This window comes from Bradyrhizobium sp. YR681 (assembly GCF_000282615.1).
Taxonomy (GTDB): domain Bacteria; phylum Pseudomonadota; class Alphaproteobacteria; order Rhizobiales; family Xanthobacteraceae; genus Bradyrhizobium.
This window is the reverse complement of record NZ_AKIY01000328.1, coordinates 43,693-62,855: the sequence shown is the minus strand read 5'-3', so window position 1 is coordinate 62,855 and position 19,163 is coordinate 43,693. Positions and strand designations below refer to the sequence as shown.

At 66.5% G+C, this 19,163-nt stretch carries 12 protein-coding genes; 3 read left to right on the top strand and 9 right to left on the bottom strand.

Translation table 11 applies throughout. The features are described 5' to 3' along the window. Positions 1-38 precede the first annotated feature (38 nt). The 3 genes from PMI42_RS35450 to PMI42_RS35440 form a co-directional block, all read right to left on the bottom strand. On the bottom strand, positions 39-983 hold the full coding sequence (locus PMI42_RS35450) for an ABC transporter substrate-binding protein (RefSeq protein ID WP_008144332.1): 945 nt from the start codon (positions 981-983) through the stop codon (positions 39-41). Between the two features lie 106 nt (positions 984-1,089). Further along, positions 1,090-1,818 carry a histidine utilization transcriptional repressor HutC gene (hutC, locus tag PMI42_RS35445; protein WP_008144330.1) on the bottom strand — a complete coding sequence of 243 codons (729 nt, stop codon included), beginning with the start codon at positions 1,816-1,818 and terminating at the stop codon, positions 1,090-1,092. Continuing rightward, a complete protein-coding gene (locus tag PMI42_RS35440; RefSeq protein ID WP_008144328.1) occupies positions 1,815-3,173 on the bottom strand; it encodes a formimidoylglutamate deiminase in 1,359 nt (452 codons plus the stop codon). Before PMI42_RS35440 ends, hutC begins: the two co-directional genes overlap by 4 nt. 98 nt (positions 3,174-3,271) lie before the next feature. On the opposite strand from PMI42_RS35440, the gene hutI reads away from it, so the two are divergent. From hutI to hutU, 3 genes are read left to right on the top strand one after another with little or no spacing between them, the layout of a single operon-like run. Then, positions 3,272-4,486, top strand: coding sequence for an imidazolonepropionase (gene hutI / locus PMI42_RS35435; RefSeq protein WP_008144326.1), 1,215 nt, complete (start codon positions 3,272-3,274; stop codon positions 4,484-4,486). Beyond that, positions 4,483-6,042, top strand: coding sequence for a histidine ammonia-lyase (gene hutH, locus PMI42_RS35430; protein WP_008144323.1), 1,560 nt, complete (start codon positions 4,483-4,485; stop codon positions 6,040-6,042). The genes hutI and hutH overlap by 4 nt, the downstream gene beginning before the upstream one ends. Positions 6,043-6,053: 11 nt before the next feature. Further along, a complete protein-coding gene (gene hutU / locus PMI42_RS35425) occupies positions 6,054-7,721 on the top strand; it encodes a urocanate hydratase (RefSeq protein WP_008144321.1) in 1,668 nt (555 codons plus the stop codon). 10 nt (positions 7,722-7,731) lie between these two features. On the opposite strand, the gene PMI42_RS37645 is transcribed toward hutU, so the two are convergent. The 6 genes from PMI42_RS37645 to PMI42_RS35395 are packed head-to-tail and all read right to left on the bottom strand — an operon-like array spanning position 7,732 to position 19,160. Continuing rightward, complete coding sequence (locus PMI42_RS37645; protein WP_008144319.1) at positions 7,732-8,253, bottom strand: hypothetical protein; 522 nt, start codon at positions 8,251-8,253, stop codon at positions 7,732-7,734. Between the two features lie 17 nt (positions 8,254-8,270). Further along, the gene (locus PMI42_RS35415; protein ID WP_008144316.1) at positions 8,271-11,453 is read right to left on the bottom strand and encodes a DUF6519 domain-containing protein; all 3,183 of its coding nucleotides are present in this window, start codon (positions 11,451-11,453) and stop codon (positions 8,271-8,273) included. Between the two features lie 21 nt (positions 11,454-11,474). Beyond that, on the bottom strand, positions 11,475-13,604 hold the full coding sequence (locus PMI42_RS35410) for a hypothetical protein (protein WP_008144314.1): 2,130 nt from the start codon (positions 13,602-13,604) through the stop codon (positions 11,475-11,477). Continuing rightward, positions 13,601-16,249 (bottom strand): putative baseplate assembly protein, encoded by a 2,649-nt coding sequence (locus PMI42_RS35405; RefSeq protein WP_008144312.1) that lies wholly within the window; start codon positions 16,247-16,249, stop codon positions 13,601-13,603. The genes PMI42_RS35410 and PMI42_RS35405 overlap by 4 nt, the downstream gene beginning before the upstream one ends. Beyond that, positions 16,246-18,792 (bottom strand): putative baseplate assembly protein, encoded by a 2,547-nt coding sequence (locus PMI42_RS35400; protein ID WP_008144309.1) that lies wholly within the window; start codon positions 18,790-18,792, stop codon positions 16,246-16,248. Before PMI42_RS35400 ends, PMI42_RS35405 begins: the two co-directional genes overlap by 4 nt. Then, positions 18,789-19,160 carry a GPW/gp25 family protein gene (locus PMI42_RS35395; protein WP_008144307.1) on the bottom strand — a complete coding sequence of 124 codons (372 nt, stop codon included), beginning with the start codon at positions 19,158-19,160 and terminating at the stop codon, positions 18,789-18,791. Before PMI42_RS35395 ends, PMI42_RS35400 begins: the two co-directional genes overlap by 4 nt. Positions 19,161-19,163: the final 3 nt, after the last annotated feature.

The window sequence follows — 19,163 nt, the reverse complement described above, 5'->3', positions numbered from 1 at the left end:
GCCCCGCCGCGAGACGGAACCGGCAGCTCCTGAGGAATTTACTTGATGTAGCTGGCGTCGAAGAGGTCCTCGACCTTCGGCGCGGCCTTGATGATGCCGATCTCGAGCAGGAGCTCGGCGGCCTCCTTGTTGAAGGTCAGGAAGTCGCCGGCAAAGAACTTCTGGTTCGCGGCCTTGTCCTGCCAGCGCAGATATTTTGCCGAGTTGCCGAACGCCTCGCCGGTCTGCTTCACGTCCGCGCCCATGATCTCATAGGCCTTGGCCTGGTCCTTGGCGATCATGTCGAGCGCCTCGAAATAGCTATTGGCGAGCGCCTGGGCTGCCTTCGGATTCTCGCTCAGGAATTTCGGCGTGCAGCCGAAGGTGTCCATCACGATCGGGTAGTCCAGCGTCGTCGCGATGATCTTGCCCTTGTCGGGGGCGGCGCGCACGGTCGACAGATACGGCTCATAGGTCATCGCGGCGTCGTTCTGGCCGGAGACGAAAGCCTGCGCAGCCGCGGCCGGCTCGAGATTCACGATGGTGACGTCCTTCGTCGTGAGGCCGTTCTTCTTGAGCATCCAGGCCAGCGCGAAATAGGGCGAGGTGCCGGGCGCGGAGGCCGCGACGGTCTTGCCCTTCAGGTCCTTGATCGCGGCGACGTCGTTGCGCACGGCCATGCCGTCGGCACCATAGCTCTTGTCGAGCTGGAAGATCTGCTTGGTCGCGACGCCATTGGCGTTCCAGGAGATCCAGGTCTCGACCGTGGTCGCGGCGCACTGGATGTCGCCGGAGGCGATCGCGAGGTGGCGGTCCTTCTGCGGGATCTTCCTGATCGTCACGTCGAGCCCGTTCTTCTTGAAGATGCCGGCCTCCTTCGCCAGCGTCAGCGGCGCGAAGCCGGTCCAGCCGGAGATGCCGACGCCGACCTTGACGTCGTCGGCGAGCACGGGAGTGGAGGCCGCAAGAACAATGATTGTCGCGAAAACTTTTGAACTACGCATGATTGTCGTCCTCTTGCCGATCGATGGATTGACGTCCTGTTGATCCCTGTCGGTCCGTACGGACCGTTGCCCGAAGCGTTGCACGATTTGTGCCGACATCCTTCTCTCAGCCTCCCTTGAATCGGGCGACAAGGCGGTGAGAGTCACCGGGATAAAGCAGCCGCACGGCGGTGATGGTGCGCGCGCTGCGCCAGGTATAGCGGTCGATCACGAGGCAGGGCGCGCCGATGGCGATGTCGAGCGCTTCAGCCGTGCGATCATCCGCGACGATGGCACTGATCGTATGCTCGGCCTCCGTCCATGGGACATGGTGAAGCAGCCATGAGCCGGGTGGTTCGCGCGAGAAATCCGCGGTCGCCGCATCCGGCACGGACGCAAGATCGATCAGCCTGTCCTCGACGGCAAACGGCACCTTGTCGGCGCTGTGACGGCAGGTGATCGCGATGACCTTGCCAGCCTTCTTGACGCCGAGACGGTCGCGGTCGACCGTGGTCGCCGTGCGCAACTTGCGACCGATCAGCTCATAGCCGTAAGCGCGGCCAAGTCCGGTGATCTCGGCGCGCATGTCTGCGATTTTCAGTACCGCCGACTGATGCTGCGGCCGGCGCACGAATGAGCCGGCGCGCCGCCGCCGCTCGATCAGATCGGCCTGCGCGAGCTCTGATAGCGCCTTGTTCACTGTCATGCGCGAGCAGCCGTAACGCGTCACCAGTTCATGCTCGAAGGGAATACGATGCCCGGGCGGCCACTCGCCGGTCAGGATGCGCTTCTCGATATCGGCGCGGATACGTTTGTAGAGCGTCGGCTGGTCGGGGCTGTCGGTGGAGAGGCTCATGTGACGAGCCTCAGAACGGACGCGTTGAAGCGCTCGCGCGCGATCTGGCGCATCCGATGCCGCCCGGTTTCGACGACCTTGTGGCCGCCGGCCCAGACACAATCGATTGCGCCGTTGCCCGCCGCAAAAATCCAGCCATCGATGGCTGCATCGCCCCGACGACCGACGAGCGACGGATGGGCGCTGTCCAGCGTCACGATGTCGGCGCGCGCTCCCGGGGTGAGGCCTACCGTCGTTTGCGCCATTGCTTGCGCGCCGCCGGCGAGCGCATGGTCGAACAGGGTGCGCCCGGTGGAGCGACCTGCGCCGCTGGAGAGTACATTCCGTTGGCGATGCTTCAGCCGCTGGCCGTATTCGAGCTGGCGCAGCTCGTCGGCGACACCGACCAGCACGTTGGAATCGGTGCCGACACCGAACTTGCCGCCTGCGGCGAGAAATTCACGCGCCGGGAAGATGCCGTCGCCGAGGCTGGCTTCCGTGATGGGGCAAAGACCCGCTACCGCAGCGGTTTTCGCGAATGCGGTGACTTCCTCGTCGGTCATGTGGGTCGCGTGGATGAGGCACCAGCGCCGATCGAGAGGCACGTGCTCGAGTAACCACTGCACCGGGCGTCGTTCCGACCAGGCCAGGCAATCCTCGACTTCCCTGACCTGCTCAGCCGCATGGATGTGCACAGGTCCGCCTTCAGCGAGCGGAATGATCTCAGCAAGCTCGTCCGGTGTCACCGCGCGCAGACTGTGCGGGGCGATCCCGATATTGGCGCCTGGCAATCTTGCGATGGCCTTGCGCGAGGCAGCCATCAGCGCGGCGAACTGATCGACCGAGCAGATGAAGCGGCGTTGGCCGCCATGTGGTGCCGCGCCTCCAAAAGAGCCATGCGCATAAAAACTCGGCAGCAGCGTCAGCGCAATGCCCGACGCTTCGGCAGCCTGCGCGATGCGCGCGGCCATCTCGCCGATATCGGAATAGTGCGAGCCGTCGCGATCGTGATGCAGATAGTGGAACTCGCCGACGCGGGTAAAACCCTGCTCCAGCATCTCGACATAAAGTTGTGTCGCGACTGCGGTAACGTCGTCCGGCGTCATCGCCAGGGCGAAGCGATACATCGTCTCGCGCCAGGTCCAGAAGGTGTCGGTGGAATCGCCGCGGAGCTCCGCAAGTCCCGCCATGCCGCGCTGAAACGCGTGGCTGTGCAGGCTCGCAAGTCCCGGCAGCGCGATGGTGTGGCGTTCGTCGCCAGCAGCCGGCGCCACGCCCGGCGTCACCTCCGCGATCGCGCCGGCGGTGATCACCACCTGCACGTCATTGGCCCAGCCCGAGGGCAGGAGCGCGGAGGCGAAATGCAGTCGGGTCATGTTTACACGCCGGCTGGACAGAACCGCCGTACGATTATATGTCTAGACATATAAGTCAAGCATCCCAGGGCGCAGGGACTTCGCGAAGGGGCCGTTGCATGGCAGAGCGCTTCGACCGGATCTGGCACAATGCCCGGCTCGCCACGATGCGGGCCGACCGTCCCGATCTCAGCGAGATCGAGCATGGCGTGATCGCCATCCGCGGCGGCCACATCGTCTATGCCGGCGCGGAGGCGGATTTTCCCATTGATGCCGACGCGATCAAGCGGATCGATTGCGAGGGGCGCTGGATCACGCCGGGGCTCGTCGATTGTCACACCCATCTCGTCTATGGCGGCAACCGCGCGCATGAATTCGAGCTGCGCCTGAAGGGCGCGAGCTACGAGGAGATCGCGCGTGCCGGCGGCGGCATCGTCTCGACGGTGACCGCGACGCGCAAGGCGAGCGAAGCCGAGCTCGTCGCAAGCGCGCTGCCGCGGCTCGATGCGCTGATCGGCGAGGGCGCGACCACGGTCGAGATCAAGTCCGGCTACGGCCTCGACACCGAGACCGAGATGCGCCAGCTCGCGGCTGCGCGCAGCCTCGGCGGTCAGCGGCCGGTTGCGATCCGCACGTCGTTCCTTGGCGCCCATGCGTTGCCCGTGGAAGCTGGCGGCGACAAGGATCGCTACATCGATCTCGTCTGCAAGGAGATGCTGCCCGCGATTGCAAAGGCCGGCCTTGCCGATGCCGTCGACGCCTTCATGGAAGGTATTGCGTTTTCCGGTGAACAGACTGCGCGCGTGTTCGAGACGGCGAGGGGGCTTGGCTTGCCGGTCAAGCTCCACGCCGATCAGCTGTCGAATCTCGGCGGTGCGGCGCTCGCTGCGAAATTCTCCGCGCTCTCGGCCGATCATCTGGAGCATACGGATGAGGCCGGCGCCGCGGCAATGGCGAAGGCTGGAACGGTGGCGGTGCTGTTGCCCGGTGCCTTCTACTTCATCCGCGAGACGCAGAAGCCGCCGGTCGAGGCGTTCCGCAAGCATGGCGTTCACATGGCGCTTGCGACCGATTGCAATCCCGGCAGCTCGCCGCTGACCTCGCTGCTCCTCGCGATGAACATGGGGGCGACATTGTTCCGGATGACGGTGGCCGAATGCCTCGCGGGTATCACCCGTGAAGGCGCGCGCGCGCTCGGTGTGCTCCGGGAGACCGGCACGTTGGAGCCCGGCAAATGGTGCGACCTCGCGATTTGGGATATCGAGCGGCCCGCTGAGCTCGTCTACCGCATCGGCTTCAATCCGCTGCACCGGCGCGTGTGGAGGGGGCAGTGACGGAGCGGGACACAGCGATCGTGGTCAAGCCGGGCGCGGTCAGTTTCGACGATCTCGCGCGCGTGCTTGCAGGACACTCCGTCGTGCTCGATCCTTCGTTCTGGCCGCGCGTCGAGGCAGCGGCCGAGATCGTTGCGAAGGCAGCGCATGCGGCTGTGCCGATCTACGGTATCAATACCGGCTTTGGAAAACTGGCCTCCAAGCGCATTCCACCCGACCAGACCGCGCTGCTCCAGCGCAATCTGATCGTCTCGCATTGCTGTGGCGTCGGTCCGGCCACGCCTGAACCGGTCGTCCGGCTGATGATGGCGCTCAAGATCATCTCGCTGGGGCGCGGGGCCTCCGGCGTGCGCCGCGCGGTCATCGAGCAGTTGCAGGGCATGCTGGCGCGGGGTGTCTGCCCGCTGGTGCCGCAGCAGGGCTCGGTCGGCGCCTCCGGCGATCTCGCGCCACTTGCGCACATGACGGCGGTGATGATCGGCGAGGGGCAGGCGATCGTTGACGGCAAGATCGTCTCCGGCGACGAGGCGCTCGCTGCCGCCGGACTTGCCCCGCTCACGCTTGGCCCGAAGGAAGGGCTTGCGCTGATCAACGGCACGCAATTCTCGACCGCCTATGCCATCTCCGGCGTGCTGCGTGCGTTTCGTCTGGCCCGTGCCGCGCTCGTCACCGGCGCGCTGTCGGTCGATGCGGCGATGGCGTCGACGGCACCATTCCGCCCCGAAATCCAGGCGCTGCGCGGCCATGCCGGGCAGATCGCCGCGGCCGCGACGTTGACCGCGCTGCTCGACGGCAGCGACATCCGCCTGTCGCATCTCGAAGGTGACGAACGCGTGCAGGATCCCTATTGCCTGCGTTGCCAGCCGCAGGTCGCGGGCGCCGCCCTCGACCTGATCACGCAGGCCGCGCGCACGCTGATCGTCGAGGCCAATGCGGTCACCGACAATCCGCTTGTCCTGGTCGAGACCGGCGAGATCGTCTCCGGCGGAAATTTCCACGCCGAGCCGGTGGCCTTTGCGGCCGACGCCATCGCGCTCGCGCTGTCGGAGATCGGCGCGATCAGCGAACGTCGCATCGCGACGCTTGTCGATCCCGCGCTGAACTTTGGCCTGCCGCCGTTCCTGACGCCCGATCCCGGCGTCAATTCCGGCTTCATGATCGCCGAGGTGACGGCGGCTGCCCTCTATGCGGAGAACAAGCAGCGCGCGGCGGCTTGCTCGATCGACTCGACGCCGACCAGCGCCAACCAGGAGGATCATGTCTCGATGGCGGCGCACGCCGCGCGGCGCTTGTCTGACATGGCCGACAATCTCGCCGCCATTCTCGGCATCGAGCTGCTGGTTGCCGCGCAGGGCATCACGCTGCGCGCGCCGCATGCGACGAGTGCACCGCTCGTTGCCGTCGTCGCGGCGCTTCGCGAACAGGTGCCCGCACTCGGCGCCGACCGCTACATGGCTGGTGATCTCGCCAGGGCCGCCGCGCTGATCGAAACCGGCGCGCTGCCGGCTGCGACGATCTCCGTGCTTCCATCCGATCCGTTTCCGAGACTCGACTAAGGGTGTTCCGCATGAACCGCCGACTGGACAACGACCGCACCATCCGCGCCCCCCGCGGCAGCGAAATCAGCGCCAAGAGCTGGCTGACGGAAGCCCCCTTGCGCATGCTGATGAACAACCTCGATCCCGATGTTGCCGAGCGCCCGAGCGAGCTCGTGGTCTATGGCGGCATCGGCCGTGCCGCGCGCGACTGGGAGAGTTTTGACCGGATCACGGCCGCGTTGCGCAAGCTCGAAGGCGATGAGACGCTGCTGATCCAGTCCGGCAAGCCGGTCGGCGTCTTCCGGACCCATGCGGAGGCTCCGCGCGTCTTGATCGCGAACTCCAACATCGTGCCGCACTGGGCGACGCTCGACCATTTCAACGAGCTCGATCGGAAGGGCCTGATGATGTACGGCCAGATGACGGCCGGCTCCTGGATCTATATCGGCAGCCAGGGCATCGTGCAGGGCACGTACGAAACTTTCGTCGAGGTCGGCCGTCGCCATTATGGCGGTAGCCTCGCGAGCAAATGGATCCTCACCGCCGGTCTCGGCGGCATGGGCGGCGCGCAGCCGCTGGCCGCGACCATGGCAGGGGCCTCGATGCTCGCAGTCGAATGCCAGCCGAGCCGCATCGAGATGCGGTTGCGCACCGGCTATCTCGATCGCCAGGCCGCGACGCTCGACGAAGCGCTGGCGATCATGGCGGAGGCGGCCAAGACCAGGAAGGCGGTCTCGGTCGGCCTGCTCGGGAATGCCGCCGAGATTTTCCCGGAACTGGTACGCCGCGGGGTCAAGCCCGACATCGTCACCGACCAGACCAGCGCGCATGATCCGATCAACGGCTATTTGCCGAAGGGCTGGACGCTCGCCGATTGGGAAGCCAAGCGCACATCCGATCCGAAGGCGGTCGAGCGTGCTTCAAAAACCTCGATGGTCGAGCACGTCCAGGCCATGCTGGATTTCCACGCGCAGGGCATCCCGACCCTCGACTACGGCAACAACATCCGCCAGATGGCGCAGGACATGGGCCTGAAGAACGCCTTCGATTTCCCGGGCTTCGTGCCAGCCTATATCCGCCCCCTGTTCTGCCGCGGCGTCGGACCGTTCCGCTGGGCCGCTCTCTCGGGCGATCCCGACGACATCTTCAAGACCGACGCCAAGGTCAAGGAACTGATGCCCGACGACAAGCATCTGCACAACTGGCTCGACATGGCCAGGGAGCGTATCAAGTTCCAAGGCCTGCCGGCGCGAATTTGCTGGGTCGGCCTCGGCGATCGCCATCGCCTCGGCCTAGCCTTCAACGAGATGGTGGCGAGCGGCGAGTTGAAGGCGCCGATCGTGATCGGGCGCGATCATCTCGACAGCGGCTCGGTGGCAAGCCCCAACCGCGAGACCGAGGCGATGAAGGACGGATCGGATGCGGTGTCCGACTGGCCCCTGCTCAACGCGCTGCTCAATTGCGCCAGCGGCGCGACCTGGGTCTCGCTGCACCATGGCGGCGGTGTCGGCATCGGCTATTCCCAGCACGCCGGCATGGTGATCGTCGCCGACGGTACGCCCGAGGCCGCAAAGCGGATCGAGCGTGTCCTGTGGAATGATCCCGCCAGCGGTGTCATGCGCCACGCGGACGCGGGCTACGAGACCGCAATCGACTGCGCCCGCGACAAGGGGCTCGATCTACCCAGCCTCGCCTAGTCGCGGTGCGTCATCCAAGGCTCTTGCCGAGCTCGTTGAGTTTTGCGATCGCGGCCTTGCCGACATCGGTGATATTCTTCTCCGCGCGTGCGGCAAGCTCGCGATCGGCCTCAAACCCCTTCCTGACGGCGTTGACGCTCTCGCGGATCTGGCCGCCGATCGTGGGATCGCTGATCGCCTTCTTCACAGCGCCGTCGTCGAAGGCCTTCACCGTCTGGTCCTGATCGGCAAGGCGCGCGCTGTTGCCGGCCGAGGTCTCCTTGAGCGCGGCGTTCAGCGCCTCGTCGAGGAGGTCGTGCAGCGCTGCGAGCGGGCCTTCGGTGGCGGAACTCGTCGTGCTGACCTTGAAGCCCGGCGTGTCCGGTACGAACAGAACGGTGCCGCGCGTGAGCTTGTTGAGGTCGGCATGCGGATTGGCCTCCTGCAACGCCTTCAGCGCGGCTTCGCTGCGAACCTGACTGAGATTGGCGTGCAGCAGCTTCTCGCTGACGGCCTTGAATTTGGTCTCGTCCCCGACAATGAACGTGCGCATCAAGATATCTCCCGAAATTAGCCGATCACGTTGAGCGGCGCCCACGGCGTGTTGGCGATGCCGCCGGGGATGAGGATGTTGCCGGTGGTGATGTTGCCGAGCACGGTCATCGCCCGCGCATTGGTGAGGCGGATCGAGCTTTCGCCGCCGCGCACGCGGTTGGTGCTGATGATGGCGATCGCGCTTTCCAGCGACACCGCGATGCTCTTGGTGCTGGCCTCGACCCGGTTGTCGTTGAACAGGCATTCCTGGCCGGCGGTCACCAGCACGGCGGGGGCGGGGCCGCGTGCGGAGAGCATGTTGCCGATAATGCCGGCGCGCGCGCCCTCGGTGTCGTTGGCGGCGAGACTGGCCCTGACGAAGGCATAGTCGGTGCCGAGTGCGAGGATGCGCCCGTCGCCGAGCCGGATTGCGACCTTTTCGCCGGCCTGCGCGAACGGCACCCTTGGATTGACCTCGGCCGTCGTCAACGCGAACCAGTTGCCGGTCGAATCGTCCGGGACTGGCGTGAGGTCGCGCAGGACGCTGTTGTGGTTCACCTCGATCTGGGTTTGCGGCGCGCGCAGCATGATGCCGGCACTGGTGCCGACAAAGCCCTTGGGCGGCGCGACCTCGACGATCTCGTTGCCGCTCACGCGCGGGCGGCTGACACCGAAGGTGAGGATTCCGGCGCGCAGCGCCGACTTGACCGCCGTAAGGCCGATGGCCCGTACCAGATTGCCGGCGATCGTGGCGCTGTCGGCGCGAATGACCTCGATGCCGACCACGGTGCCGCTGTCGCTTTCGGTGGCAGGCCCGATATCGCGGATATGGTTGTTCTCGATCGAGACGGCGGCCGCGTCCGTGGCGCCGCCGAGCATGATGCCTGCGCCGCATGTGTCGATTGCGTTGAGCTTGATGATCAGGTCCAGCGCCCCGGCAATCACCTTGATTCCGGCGATGCCGAAGCCGTGGATCTGGTTGGCGAGGATCTGCGCGGTGGCGGTGCTGCGACGGTCGAGCCCGGGGATCAGCCTGATCCCGACGTGATCGCCGGGCGACCAGTTGCGCAACTGATTGCGCTCGATCCACAATCCGGCAGCGGCACAGGCGATGCCGTTGGCGGTGATGTTGCAACTGTTGCCGTCGATTGCCACCGAGGCACCGGGGAGGGCAAGGCCTTGCGCGGCGATGGCGGTGTCGCTGCAGCCGATGATCTCGTTGTGCGCGATCCGTGTCGCGAGCAGATGCAGCACCTCGTCGGCGAAGGTGATCGCACCGCGCTGGCACAGCAGGACATTGTCCTCGATCGTCACTGCTGCCGTGAGCAGGAAGCCGGCGCCGGTCTCCACGCCCTTGAGCGCGCCGCCGGCAATCGCAACCGGCGCGAAGATCGCATTCTCGGCCAGCTTGGCTCCGCCAACAACACCACGCAGCGTCACCGCCGGGAGCTGCGCATTTGCGGTGCCGAGTGCCGCGATGGCGAGCCGGGTCAGGCCGAGGCCGATGCAGGTCGAGACGTCGATGGTGGGATCGCGCGCCAGCGAGATGATCGCGAGGTCCTCGATCGCGATCGCAAAGCTATCCTGGATCGCGAAGGCGCCGGTCGGCGCCACCAGCAGCGTTGTCGGACCCTTGCCGACGATGCGGACCGATTTCGCCTGGTTGATCGTCACGGCGGCCTTCAGCACGTAGTGGCCGGGGCCGAGGCAGATGGTGCCGCCGGTCTCGCGTACCTTGTTGACGGCGTCCTGGATGGTGAAGCTGCCGCTTTCGTGCTGCTCGACCGTGACGCAGGCCGTGCAGGCGCAATCATGGCCTTCGCCTTCCGGCGGCCATGGATGGCGGCAGTCGCTGACGCTCTTGGCATCGACATCCCAGATGCCGAGCCGCGCGTAATGGTGGTGGATGCCGCGCGGCGGAGCGCGGTCGAGTAACTCGACGCTGGCATCCGCGGTGCGCGCGGCAAAGGTCCACCAGTCGCCGGCGCGAAGACCCTCAGCCCCGGTCGAATCGAAGCTGACGGTGACGCCGTCCTCGAGCAGGATGGTGGTGGTTGCGGCCGGCACCTTGATCACGCCGGTCGACCCGGCAGCGTCGAGATCGCCGATCTGTACCGGCGTGCCGGAGGAATCGGTCCGGAATACCTTTCCTTTTTGATCCCAGCGGCGCACCCGCAGATTGGTCTGCTTCGGCCAGTCAATGTTGGGGAAGCCCGGCGGCAGCATCAAGGCCGGCAGTGCAGGCGTGAAGCTGATGCGGCGGGTCGCTTCGGTGACGGTGATCCGGCGCATCTCGCCGGCTTTCTGGGAAAACTCCCTGGCGTCGTCGATGATTTCGACCCAGTCGCCGGTGTTGAAGCGGAGCACGTCGTCGCGTCCGAGGCTGTCGAGCTCGAGCTCGGTCGCCGAGATCATGCTGGCGACGCGCGAGCCGATGCTGGCATTCTCGCGTGACCATTTGAAGGTTGCGGTGCCGCCGGGTTGGCCGGGGTCGTGGATTTCGACCCGGTAGAGCTGGTTCTCCAGGCCGCGGAAGCCGCCGGTTGGCGGTAGCTCGCAAGGATCGTCCGTCGGCGTCGCGTCGAACGTGCCCGTCGTGAGCACGCCGGTCGACGCCGCGATCACCGCCTCCCAGCCGGGCATGTCCTCGTCGGGCGTCGCGCAGTCGGTGTTGTCGCCGGCATCGGTGTCGAGCACGCGAACCTGCCACACCGTCTGGAGCCGCGAGCTGGTCTCGACGCCGACGGCGATCTCGACCAGCTCCGGGCGTTCCAAATAGGTCAGCTCGCGATTCCAGACGTCGAGATAGACGAGATGACGGCCGGCGGTCGGCAGCGGCGGCCGCACCGCGGCCGGATGATAGGGCTGCGTCTCATAGGTGAGCTTGTCGGTGAAAACGGTCTCGGCCATGAGATCGTCGAACAGGCGCTTGTCGGGATCGGGGAAGCCGTGGTTCTCCGCGAGAAGGCCATCGACATAGAGGCGCCCCTTGCCGATCTCGAGCGAGTTGCCGGCAACGCCGAGCTTGAACGCATCGGGCGTGGTCGAGGAAACCGTGGCGCGGCCGAGAATGTCGCTGGCAAGTGCCCGCAAGCGGCGATCGAGGATCGCCATCAGCTCGTTGGCGTCGCCATCCAGCAGCACCGCACCCTGTTTCAGCTCCAGGCCGGCGAAGTCGAGCAGCGGGTCGAGACGAACGCGTGAGAAGTCGGCACCCATGATAGCCTCCGATGCGTCAGGTCAACTCGCGAAGAACAGGCCCGCGTGCAGTCCGAAACGTAGATATTCGTCGAGCCGCAGCCTGAGATTGGCCTCGCGCTGCGGCTGGAATAATGCGTTGAGAACACCGATCTCGCTGTCGTTGTCTCCGCCAGTGCGGATCGCGGGACTTGTGGTGCGGCGCAGCTGCGCATAGCCGGGATCGCCGTAGCGGAGCGAGGTGAACAGCGGCAGCGCCGTCGGCGCAGCGTCATTCGGCACGCAGTGGAAGCGGCGCGGCGTGATGGAGCCCGGCGGCACATAGCAGAAGCGGACGCAGCCTTCCTGGCGGCGCTGGGCCAGTAGCGGCGCGATCCACTTTTCCGCGGGCTTTGCACCGAGCTTTGCGAAGAAGATGGTGTTGGAGGCGAGCTTCAGCAGCTTGGTGTGAACCTTGCCGACCATTGTGCATTGGGCGACGGTCAATTCCGCGCCGGTGCCGCCTGTGTCGTCGGCGGCAAAGGCGACGTTCTCCGGCGCGCCGGCATCGATGATGCAGTCGGTCAGCGTCACCTCGGCATCGGTTGCGGCATGGATCGGGCCGAGGATGCAGCGCTCCAGCGTCACCCTGGCGAAGGGATGCTCGATGATCAGGCTCGGCTTGCCGGGCGAGACCGGACTTCCGTCGCCGTTGAGCGTCAGGCCGGGCACCAGCGTGCAGTCGCGCAGCACCAGCTCCCGCGGTTCGACATCGGCAAAAGCCGCCAGCCGAAGCGCGCCGCCCGATATCACGAGGCCGTCAAGCGTGAGCCTGCCGCGCGCCCCGATATCGAGCGTGATCTCGCCGCTGGTCGCCAGCAGCGGACGGGTCTGGTCGTGCGCGGCGACCACGACATGGTGGGGCGTTGCATTGCCGAGGACGTCGTCGACCTTGAAGGTCGGCGTCTCCGTATAGGTCAGGCTGTCGCCGACGGTGAGACGGCCACCGGTCCTGATAAGGTCGAGCTTCGGCTGCCAGGCGCCGCTGGCGTCGACAGTCTGCTCATTGCCGATATCGCCTTCGGCCGGAACGCGCGGATATTCGCCGCCGCCGATCTGGCGCGCGGTGCCGTAGTGGAAGGTCGCCAGCAGCGGGCCGTCGGCGGCGGCGCCGAGCAGCACGCGGCCGCGTTGGGGATCGAATCCGATCGTGCCCGCCGTCACCTGCGCCTCATGCGCCCAGCCGATCACATTGCCGCCGCTGTCGAGGATGTCACGGAGGTCGCAGACGCGCACCTTCGCCGTAGGCACCGGCACGGGCGGGGTGCCCGGCGTGAAGAACACCAGGCTTTCGCCGTCGCCGTAATCGTCCTCGCGCTGCGTGTCCGGCTGTGCGGTGGCCTGCGCCGCGCGCACGGCCATGGCCATCAACCGCACCGACAGCGGCTCTGGCACGTTGATGGGCTCGGCGAGATGGGAGATGTCGGTTTCTGCCTGTGCGAAGCGGAACAGCTGCAGGTCCGCGCCGAGCGGATTGAGCCGGAATTTCCGGCCGCTTGCGTCACCGGCAACCGGCGTCAGCGGCAGCGCCGTGAGCGACAGCGACAGCAGCCGCCACAGGAAGATGCCGACATTGGGGATGTTGTAGCGTCCGGCACCCGTCTCCGGCCGCCGCATTTCGGCGGTATGCGCGATGCTGTTGAAGGCGCCGTCACGCCGGAACCGCGCGGCCGTGTTGCGCAGATTGCAGGTCGCGGGCGCATGCAGCCGGATATGCTTCATGTATTGTGTGGTGGCGAGCTGCTCGAAATATTCGACCGCATGGGCCGGCCAGCCGGTGACGTCCTGCGCGAGCTCCTCAAGCATCAGCGCGGTGCCTTTGCGGCGGCGGAAGGCGATGGTGTCGGCGACTTCCGCGCGCGGCGAGGTCAGCTCGCTGCCGAGCCCGCGCAGCGGCCGGTAGCCGATGAGATCGCCGATGTAAGGCGTGACCCATTCGGCGCAGGTCTCGATGAACTGGTCGTCATAGAGTTGGTCGACGGATTCTTCCAGCGTCGCGAATTCGCGGGCAAAGGCCGCCAGCAGGGCCTGGAGCGGACCGGCCTTGGTTGGATCGTCCGCCAGCGCGGCATCGCGCAGGCGGTGGAGCGCCGGCATCAGGCCATAGAGCCGTTCGGGGGTGAGGCTGGTCATGCCATCTCCTCCAGCAAGGCAAACGGTGCCGGGTTCAAGGTCAGAAGCTCGCTCGGCCTGGCGATGCCTTGCTCGACATGCATTCGCGACGCCAGCAGCCGCACCTGTCGCGAGGGAATGGTCTGCGCATAGGGCGTGATGCCGCCATAGAGCTTGACGAGGTCGATGGCGACGACGCCGGGCACGGATTGCGCCGCCGCGATGACGTCGGACTGCTGCACCGGCTGGCCGAGCTCGCGCGCGTCGAAGGCGAAGTGTGCGCGCAACGCTGCCTCGACCGCGGCCAGCACGGCCTTGGCGTCGAAGTCCGGGTCGCGCTTGACCCTCAATCCGATCCGGAAGGTGCCCGGCTGATAGGGGAGCAGCGTCACCGCGACATGCGGATCGCCGCTGGCCTTGAGTGCAGCAAGCAAATTGGTCCAGACCGGGCTTGCGGAGTTGACGGGGGAACCGGGCGGCCCTGCGATCGTGATGGCGACCGTCTTTCCTCGCGGCAGTTGCAGCACCTGCGCCTGTGCCTTGGCGATACCGGTGAAGGCACGGGCAAAATCCTCGTAGTCGAGAACGGACACCACGCGGCCGAGCGTGCGCGCGCCGAGCGGAATGCTGCGCCGTGCGGCGTCGGCCGGCTCCGGGTCGTTGCCGCCCTCGGCGGCAAGCGGGTTGCTCACGCCCTTGAGGCCGAGCGGACGCGACAGCAGCTGGCTCAGCGTCTCGGCACGGACATTGCCGGCGAGCCCGATGCCCTTGCGATAGGTGGCGCGGACATTGTTGAGCCCGCTCGGCAGGCGGGCGCCGCTGGCGCCGTCGCCGAATTTCACGAGATTGCGGCCCTGCTCGTCGACATCGAGTACAAAGGCGTGATCCGTCGCGGCCGCGCCATACATCATCGCCCGCTCGTGCCACGCGATCTCGCCGATCCGCAGCGTCAACTCGCTCGCGGCGCCGCTCTCATTGGCGGCGGCGCGATAGGTCAGCGGCACCTGCTTCAGCTCGAATTGCTGGAACGGCTGGGCTGCATCGCCCGAGCCGAGGATCTGCGTCACGGTCTCGCCATGCGAGGCCGGCACTACGTTGGCGTGAACGACCACGCTGCCGCGGCCGAGATTGCCGGCGAGCGGCGGGTCGATCTGAAGTGTGCAGCGATTGGCATCGACGGCCTGCGCGGATACCAGAGCTGCCTGTACGACTACGGCCTGGCCGTCGGAGGTGCGATTGCCGCGCACGATCAGCCGTCGCCCGGCGATGAGGCCGTCGGCGCTGACGGCGGCTGGAATGCCGTTGCCGGAGACGGCGTCGTCGACGGCGTAGGGCGCGAGCGTGAGCTGCTCGGACTGCACAAAGGCGGTGACGCGGCGGACGGAATCGATTGCCGTCAGGTAAGTGTTGTAGTTGGAGCCGCGCAATTGCAGTCGGGAGACCTTGCCGGCCAGCGCAAACTGCGCGCGCGATGTGTCGGAGGCATCGGCGACCCGGTAGACGTCCTGTTTGGCGCTGAGATCGACAGCCTTGTCAGAGAAACCGGGCGGTTCTGGCTCTTGCTCGCCCGGGAAGTCCGCAGCCAGCGTGAGCACGGCATAGTCGCCGGCGCGGATTTCGGAATAGACCGTATCGAGATCGATGAAGCCGCCGTCCTGCGTCGCGCCTCCCGGCGATATCGTGTAGCCGGGCCAATCCGTCGCGCCGGAACTTCCGGGATAGTTGCTCCTGAAATCGCTCGACATCGAAGCCCACATCGGCGCGTTGTGACCGAAGGGCGCGGCCCGCTTGCGCAGTACATAGACCTTAGAGCTCTGAGCGGATGAAACTCCGGAAAGACCGAGCTGCCAGGTGATCCTGGTGCGATCGAAATCCGATTGCAGCTCGACGCTGTCGATAAAGCGGAAATCGCAGTTGCCGTCGTTTGAGCCGGGATTGAAGGCGTCGCCGACGATCAGCAGCGCGTCGCCCGGCTTCAGATTGTTGCGTTGGCCGGCGAGGTACATCACTGTGTCGCCCTTGCCCGGCCGCCGGGTTTCCGCCATCCACGGCCGGATCGCATTCCAGGCCGGCCGTGCGACGTCCAGCCGCTCGACCGTTTCGAAGGTCTGAGGCTTCTCGTCCGGCCCCGGCACGCTCTGCACCTTGGTGCCGATCTCGATCGACACTTGCGCGGGCACTCCGGTGACGAAGCTGCCGGGCTCGGGCGATAGTTTTGGCGGCGGGACAGGCGGCGTTTCCAGCGTGAAGGCGAGCCAGGTCTCGGCGGCAACGCCGGGCCGCAGGCGGTAGCCGATCAGCCGGCCCATCTCCTGGAGTGAGACGCGCTCCAGCGCGGTGCGAAGATAGGATTCGTTGGCGATGCGCTCCTGGTAGAAGGTGAGCACGTCGGCGGCGCAGGCAAAGGCATCGATCATGCCGATGGTGAAATCATCGTCGTTACGGTTTTGCAGCTTGCCGAGCGGGGCGAATGCGGCGGAGGAAAGAGCGGCATGCAGGCTGTCGCGAAATTGGGCGTAGTCGCCGATCTGGTAAGCGATGGCGGAGAGGCCGTAGCGGTTCGAGATTCCTTGCGGCGTCTCGGACTCTACGCCGGTGCAGCAGCCGCAGCTTTCGCTGCCGGCGGGCAAAGCGGGCGGCCTGATGACCGGGACCGGTAGCGTCATTTACCCCCTCCCGCTTCGATGATGAGCCGGCCGCGCTCGCGGAAACTCGGATTGTTGGCGAGCTGCGCGATCTCGAGGCTGCCGATCGGGATCACCTCGCCGTCCAGCGAGGTCGCGATCGGCGAAATGAACCGCTGGAATTTCTCCGCCTGGACCGCTTCGACGCCCTCGACCGCTTGGGCGGCTGCGATGATGCGGCTGAGATAGACGGGATCGCCGAAAGAGAAATTGTCGGGATGGAACAGGCCGAGCGTCCCGTCGGGCAGCATTGTGCTCGACAGGACCCCGCGCACCGCCTGCGCGACCTCGGCACGGAAATAGTCCGGCTTGACACAGACGTGCAGCGTGACGTCGAGCGGCACGTAGCGCGGCGGTCGCACGTCGAGATCGTAGCCGGCCATCCTGAAGCGCTCGAGATGGTTGCGCAGCTGGGTGGCGAAGGGGGCGTCCACCGCGCCGCCGCCGAAGCGGTCGGGCGTGACGAACACGGTGTACCAGCTTCCGGTCCAGCGGAACGTCGCGGCCGCGCGCTGCACGTCGGCGCGTCGCTCAGTGGCTGCGGCGTAATCGGCCGCCGTCACCGCGCGCTCCTGGGTGCGGAATGCCTGCGGCGCATCGCGGCGCGCCGCCTCGGTGTCCTCGGGCTCGACGCCACCGAATGCCGGGAGCGGATTGCGGACGGCGGTGAACACGCCATTCGCCGTGCTGACGATGTGCGCGATGGCGTCGGCGCCGACATTGCCTGCCGTGCCGTTGCCGATCCGGTAAGTCGCCGTGAACGCGGTATCCTCCGCAGGCCGCTTGCCGAGCCGGCCGTCGCCGAACCGCAGCAAAGCGCGGCGGTGATTGTCGATCTCGACGACGACGTGGGGCGCATTGCCGGCGCTGCCGATCAGGTCGCGCTGCGGCAGCCAGTGCTCGGTGGTGCCGGCGACCTGCCCGGTGAGATCGGCGATCGCAGGCGTGGCGTCACGCGGCGACAAAAGACGGAATGCGCTCGCCGCCCACCACGGCTTGTCCTTGTCGACGGCCACGGCAAGCAGGGCGCCGAGATCGAAGGCCTGCGTCAATGGACTGTTCGCCAGCACCGGGCGGAAGCGGGCGGGCAGCATCACGTCCGGCACGGAGGTGCAGCAATTCCCAGGCGCAAACGATGCCTGCTTCAATGTCGCGCGTGGCATCGTGCCGACCTGCTCGGGTGCCAGGGTGCGGCCGTGATCCACGAGCACGATGTTCCCGCGGGCGACGCTGATCGCGAGCTCGGGGCGACCTTCCACTGTCAGGCAGAGGGGGAAGGGCAGCGCGTCGGCCTCGCTCCAGGCGATCTCGGTGACGTCGACGGGCCCGTCGACCGGCGGTTCGTCGAACAATCCGCCGGACGGATCGTTCGTCAGCGCAACCTCGGTCAACCGCACCGCCCAGCGATGACCGGGATCGGCATCATCGGGGGACAATGTCGTCGGGCTGATGACTTCCTCGAAGATCAGGATGTCGCCGACAGCGAGCGTGTCGATGTGACCGCGCAGAGTCGCTCGCGTGGTGCCGCGCGGCAGGCAGCAGCCATTGTTGCCCCAGGCATAGAAGGTGAGGATGTTCTGCTGCTGGTCCAGCTTGGCGGGCGCGACCGCTTCGAAAATCTCGGCGCCGCCGTCGATCGCGTCATTCAATTCATGCGAGCCCGGCGTCAGCACGACGTCGAGCCCCGGCACGCGGGTCAGCAGCTGCGCGCCCTTGTCCAGCGTAATGTTCTGCCCGTCCACGTCGAAATGCACGAAGGCGCGCGCGTTGCAGCCTTCGTGCAGGTGGTAGTCGACCAGCCGGGCATGACGCCGCACCGAGATGCGCTGCCGTGCCGTGGCAAGATAGGCTTCGTTGGCGATAGCATCCTGGCGGTAGGCGAGATTGTCGGCAGCATAGGCAAGCAGCTCGACCAGGGTCACGCCGAGATCGGCCGCCGAGCGCTCCTGCCAGCCGGGGACGAGCAGGCTCAGCCGGTCCAGCATCAGCCTGCGAAAACCTTGATAGTCGCGCGCGAGATAGTCGATCTCAGGCGTCGGGCGCGGGACGGGCGGGCACGGCGGAGTTGCGCCGCAATCATAGTCCGAAGGGCATTCGATCTTGAAGGTGAAGCCGATCGCCGACAGTTTTGGATCGAAGCCGGCCGGGGGCTGCGCCGAGCCGGAATTGGCAAAGATGCCAAAGCTGTAGATTGAATAGTCGCCGCTGCTGTCGGTGCGGACCACCAGCGTGCGGGGGAGATCGTCGACCGTATCGATAAGGCCAGGTTCGGCCTCGGCCGGCAGTGCATCGGCCGCCGCGCACCAGACCACGCCGACGGTGGCGATCCGTTCGCCGCCGGTGATGCGCAGATTGTCCGGCGACAGCGCAAAGCCGGAATGCAGCAGCCGAACCAGCAGGGTCTGTTGCCGCGGTGCGCCGGGCGGAGAGGCGAGGTCGAGCACCTCGATGAATTCGATGGCGTTGGCGCTGCCCTTGGCCTTGAGCACCTCGAGCCGGCGTGGATCGCAGCAATGTTGTTTCATGCCGCACCTCCCGGAATGGGGATGCTGGCAACGTGGCTGGTGCGGTCGGCCAGCACCACGTAACGAATCTCGGCCCGCAACACCGCGTCGTCATTGATCACCTCGACCGAGGTGACGGCGATCAGATGCGACAGATGCTGATGCAGCGCGGCCTGCGCCAGCATCTGGGTGGTCGCGGCAAGCGTTACCGAATTGGGCTCGAACACCAGCGCGAGCAGCCCCGCGCCGAAATCCGGCCGCATCACCCGCTCGCCCTGCGCCGTGAACAGCACCTGCTCGATCAGGTCGCGGATATGGTTGGGGCGATCGGTCGTGGCCGTGCGGCCGCGGTCGTCGAAATGATAGGGGAAATCGAGCTCGTTGCTCACTTC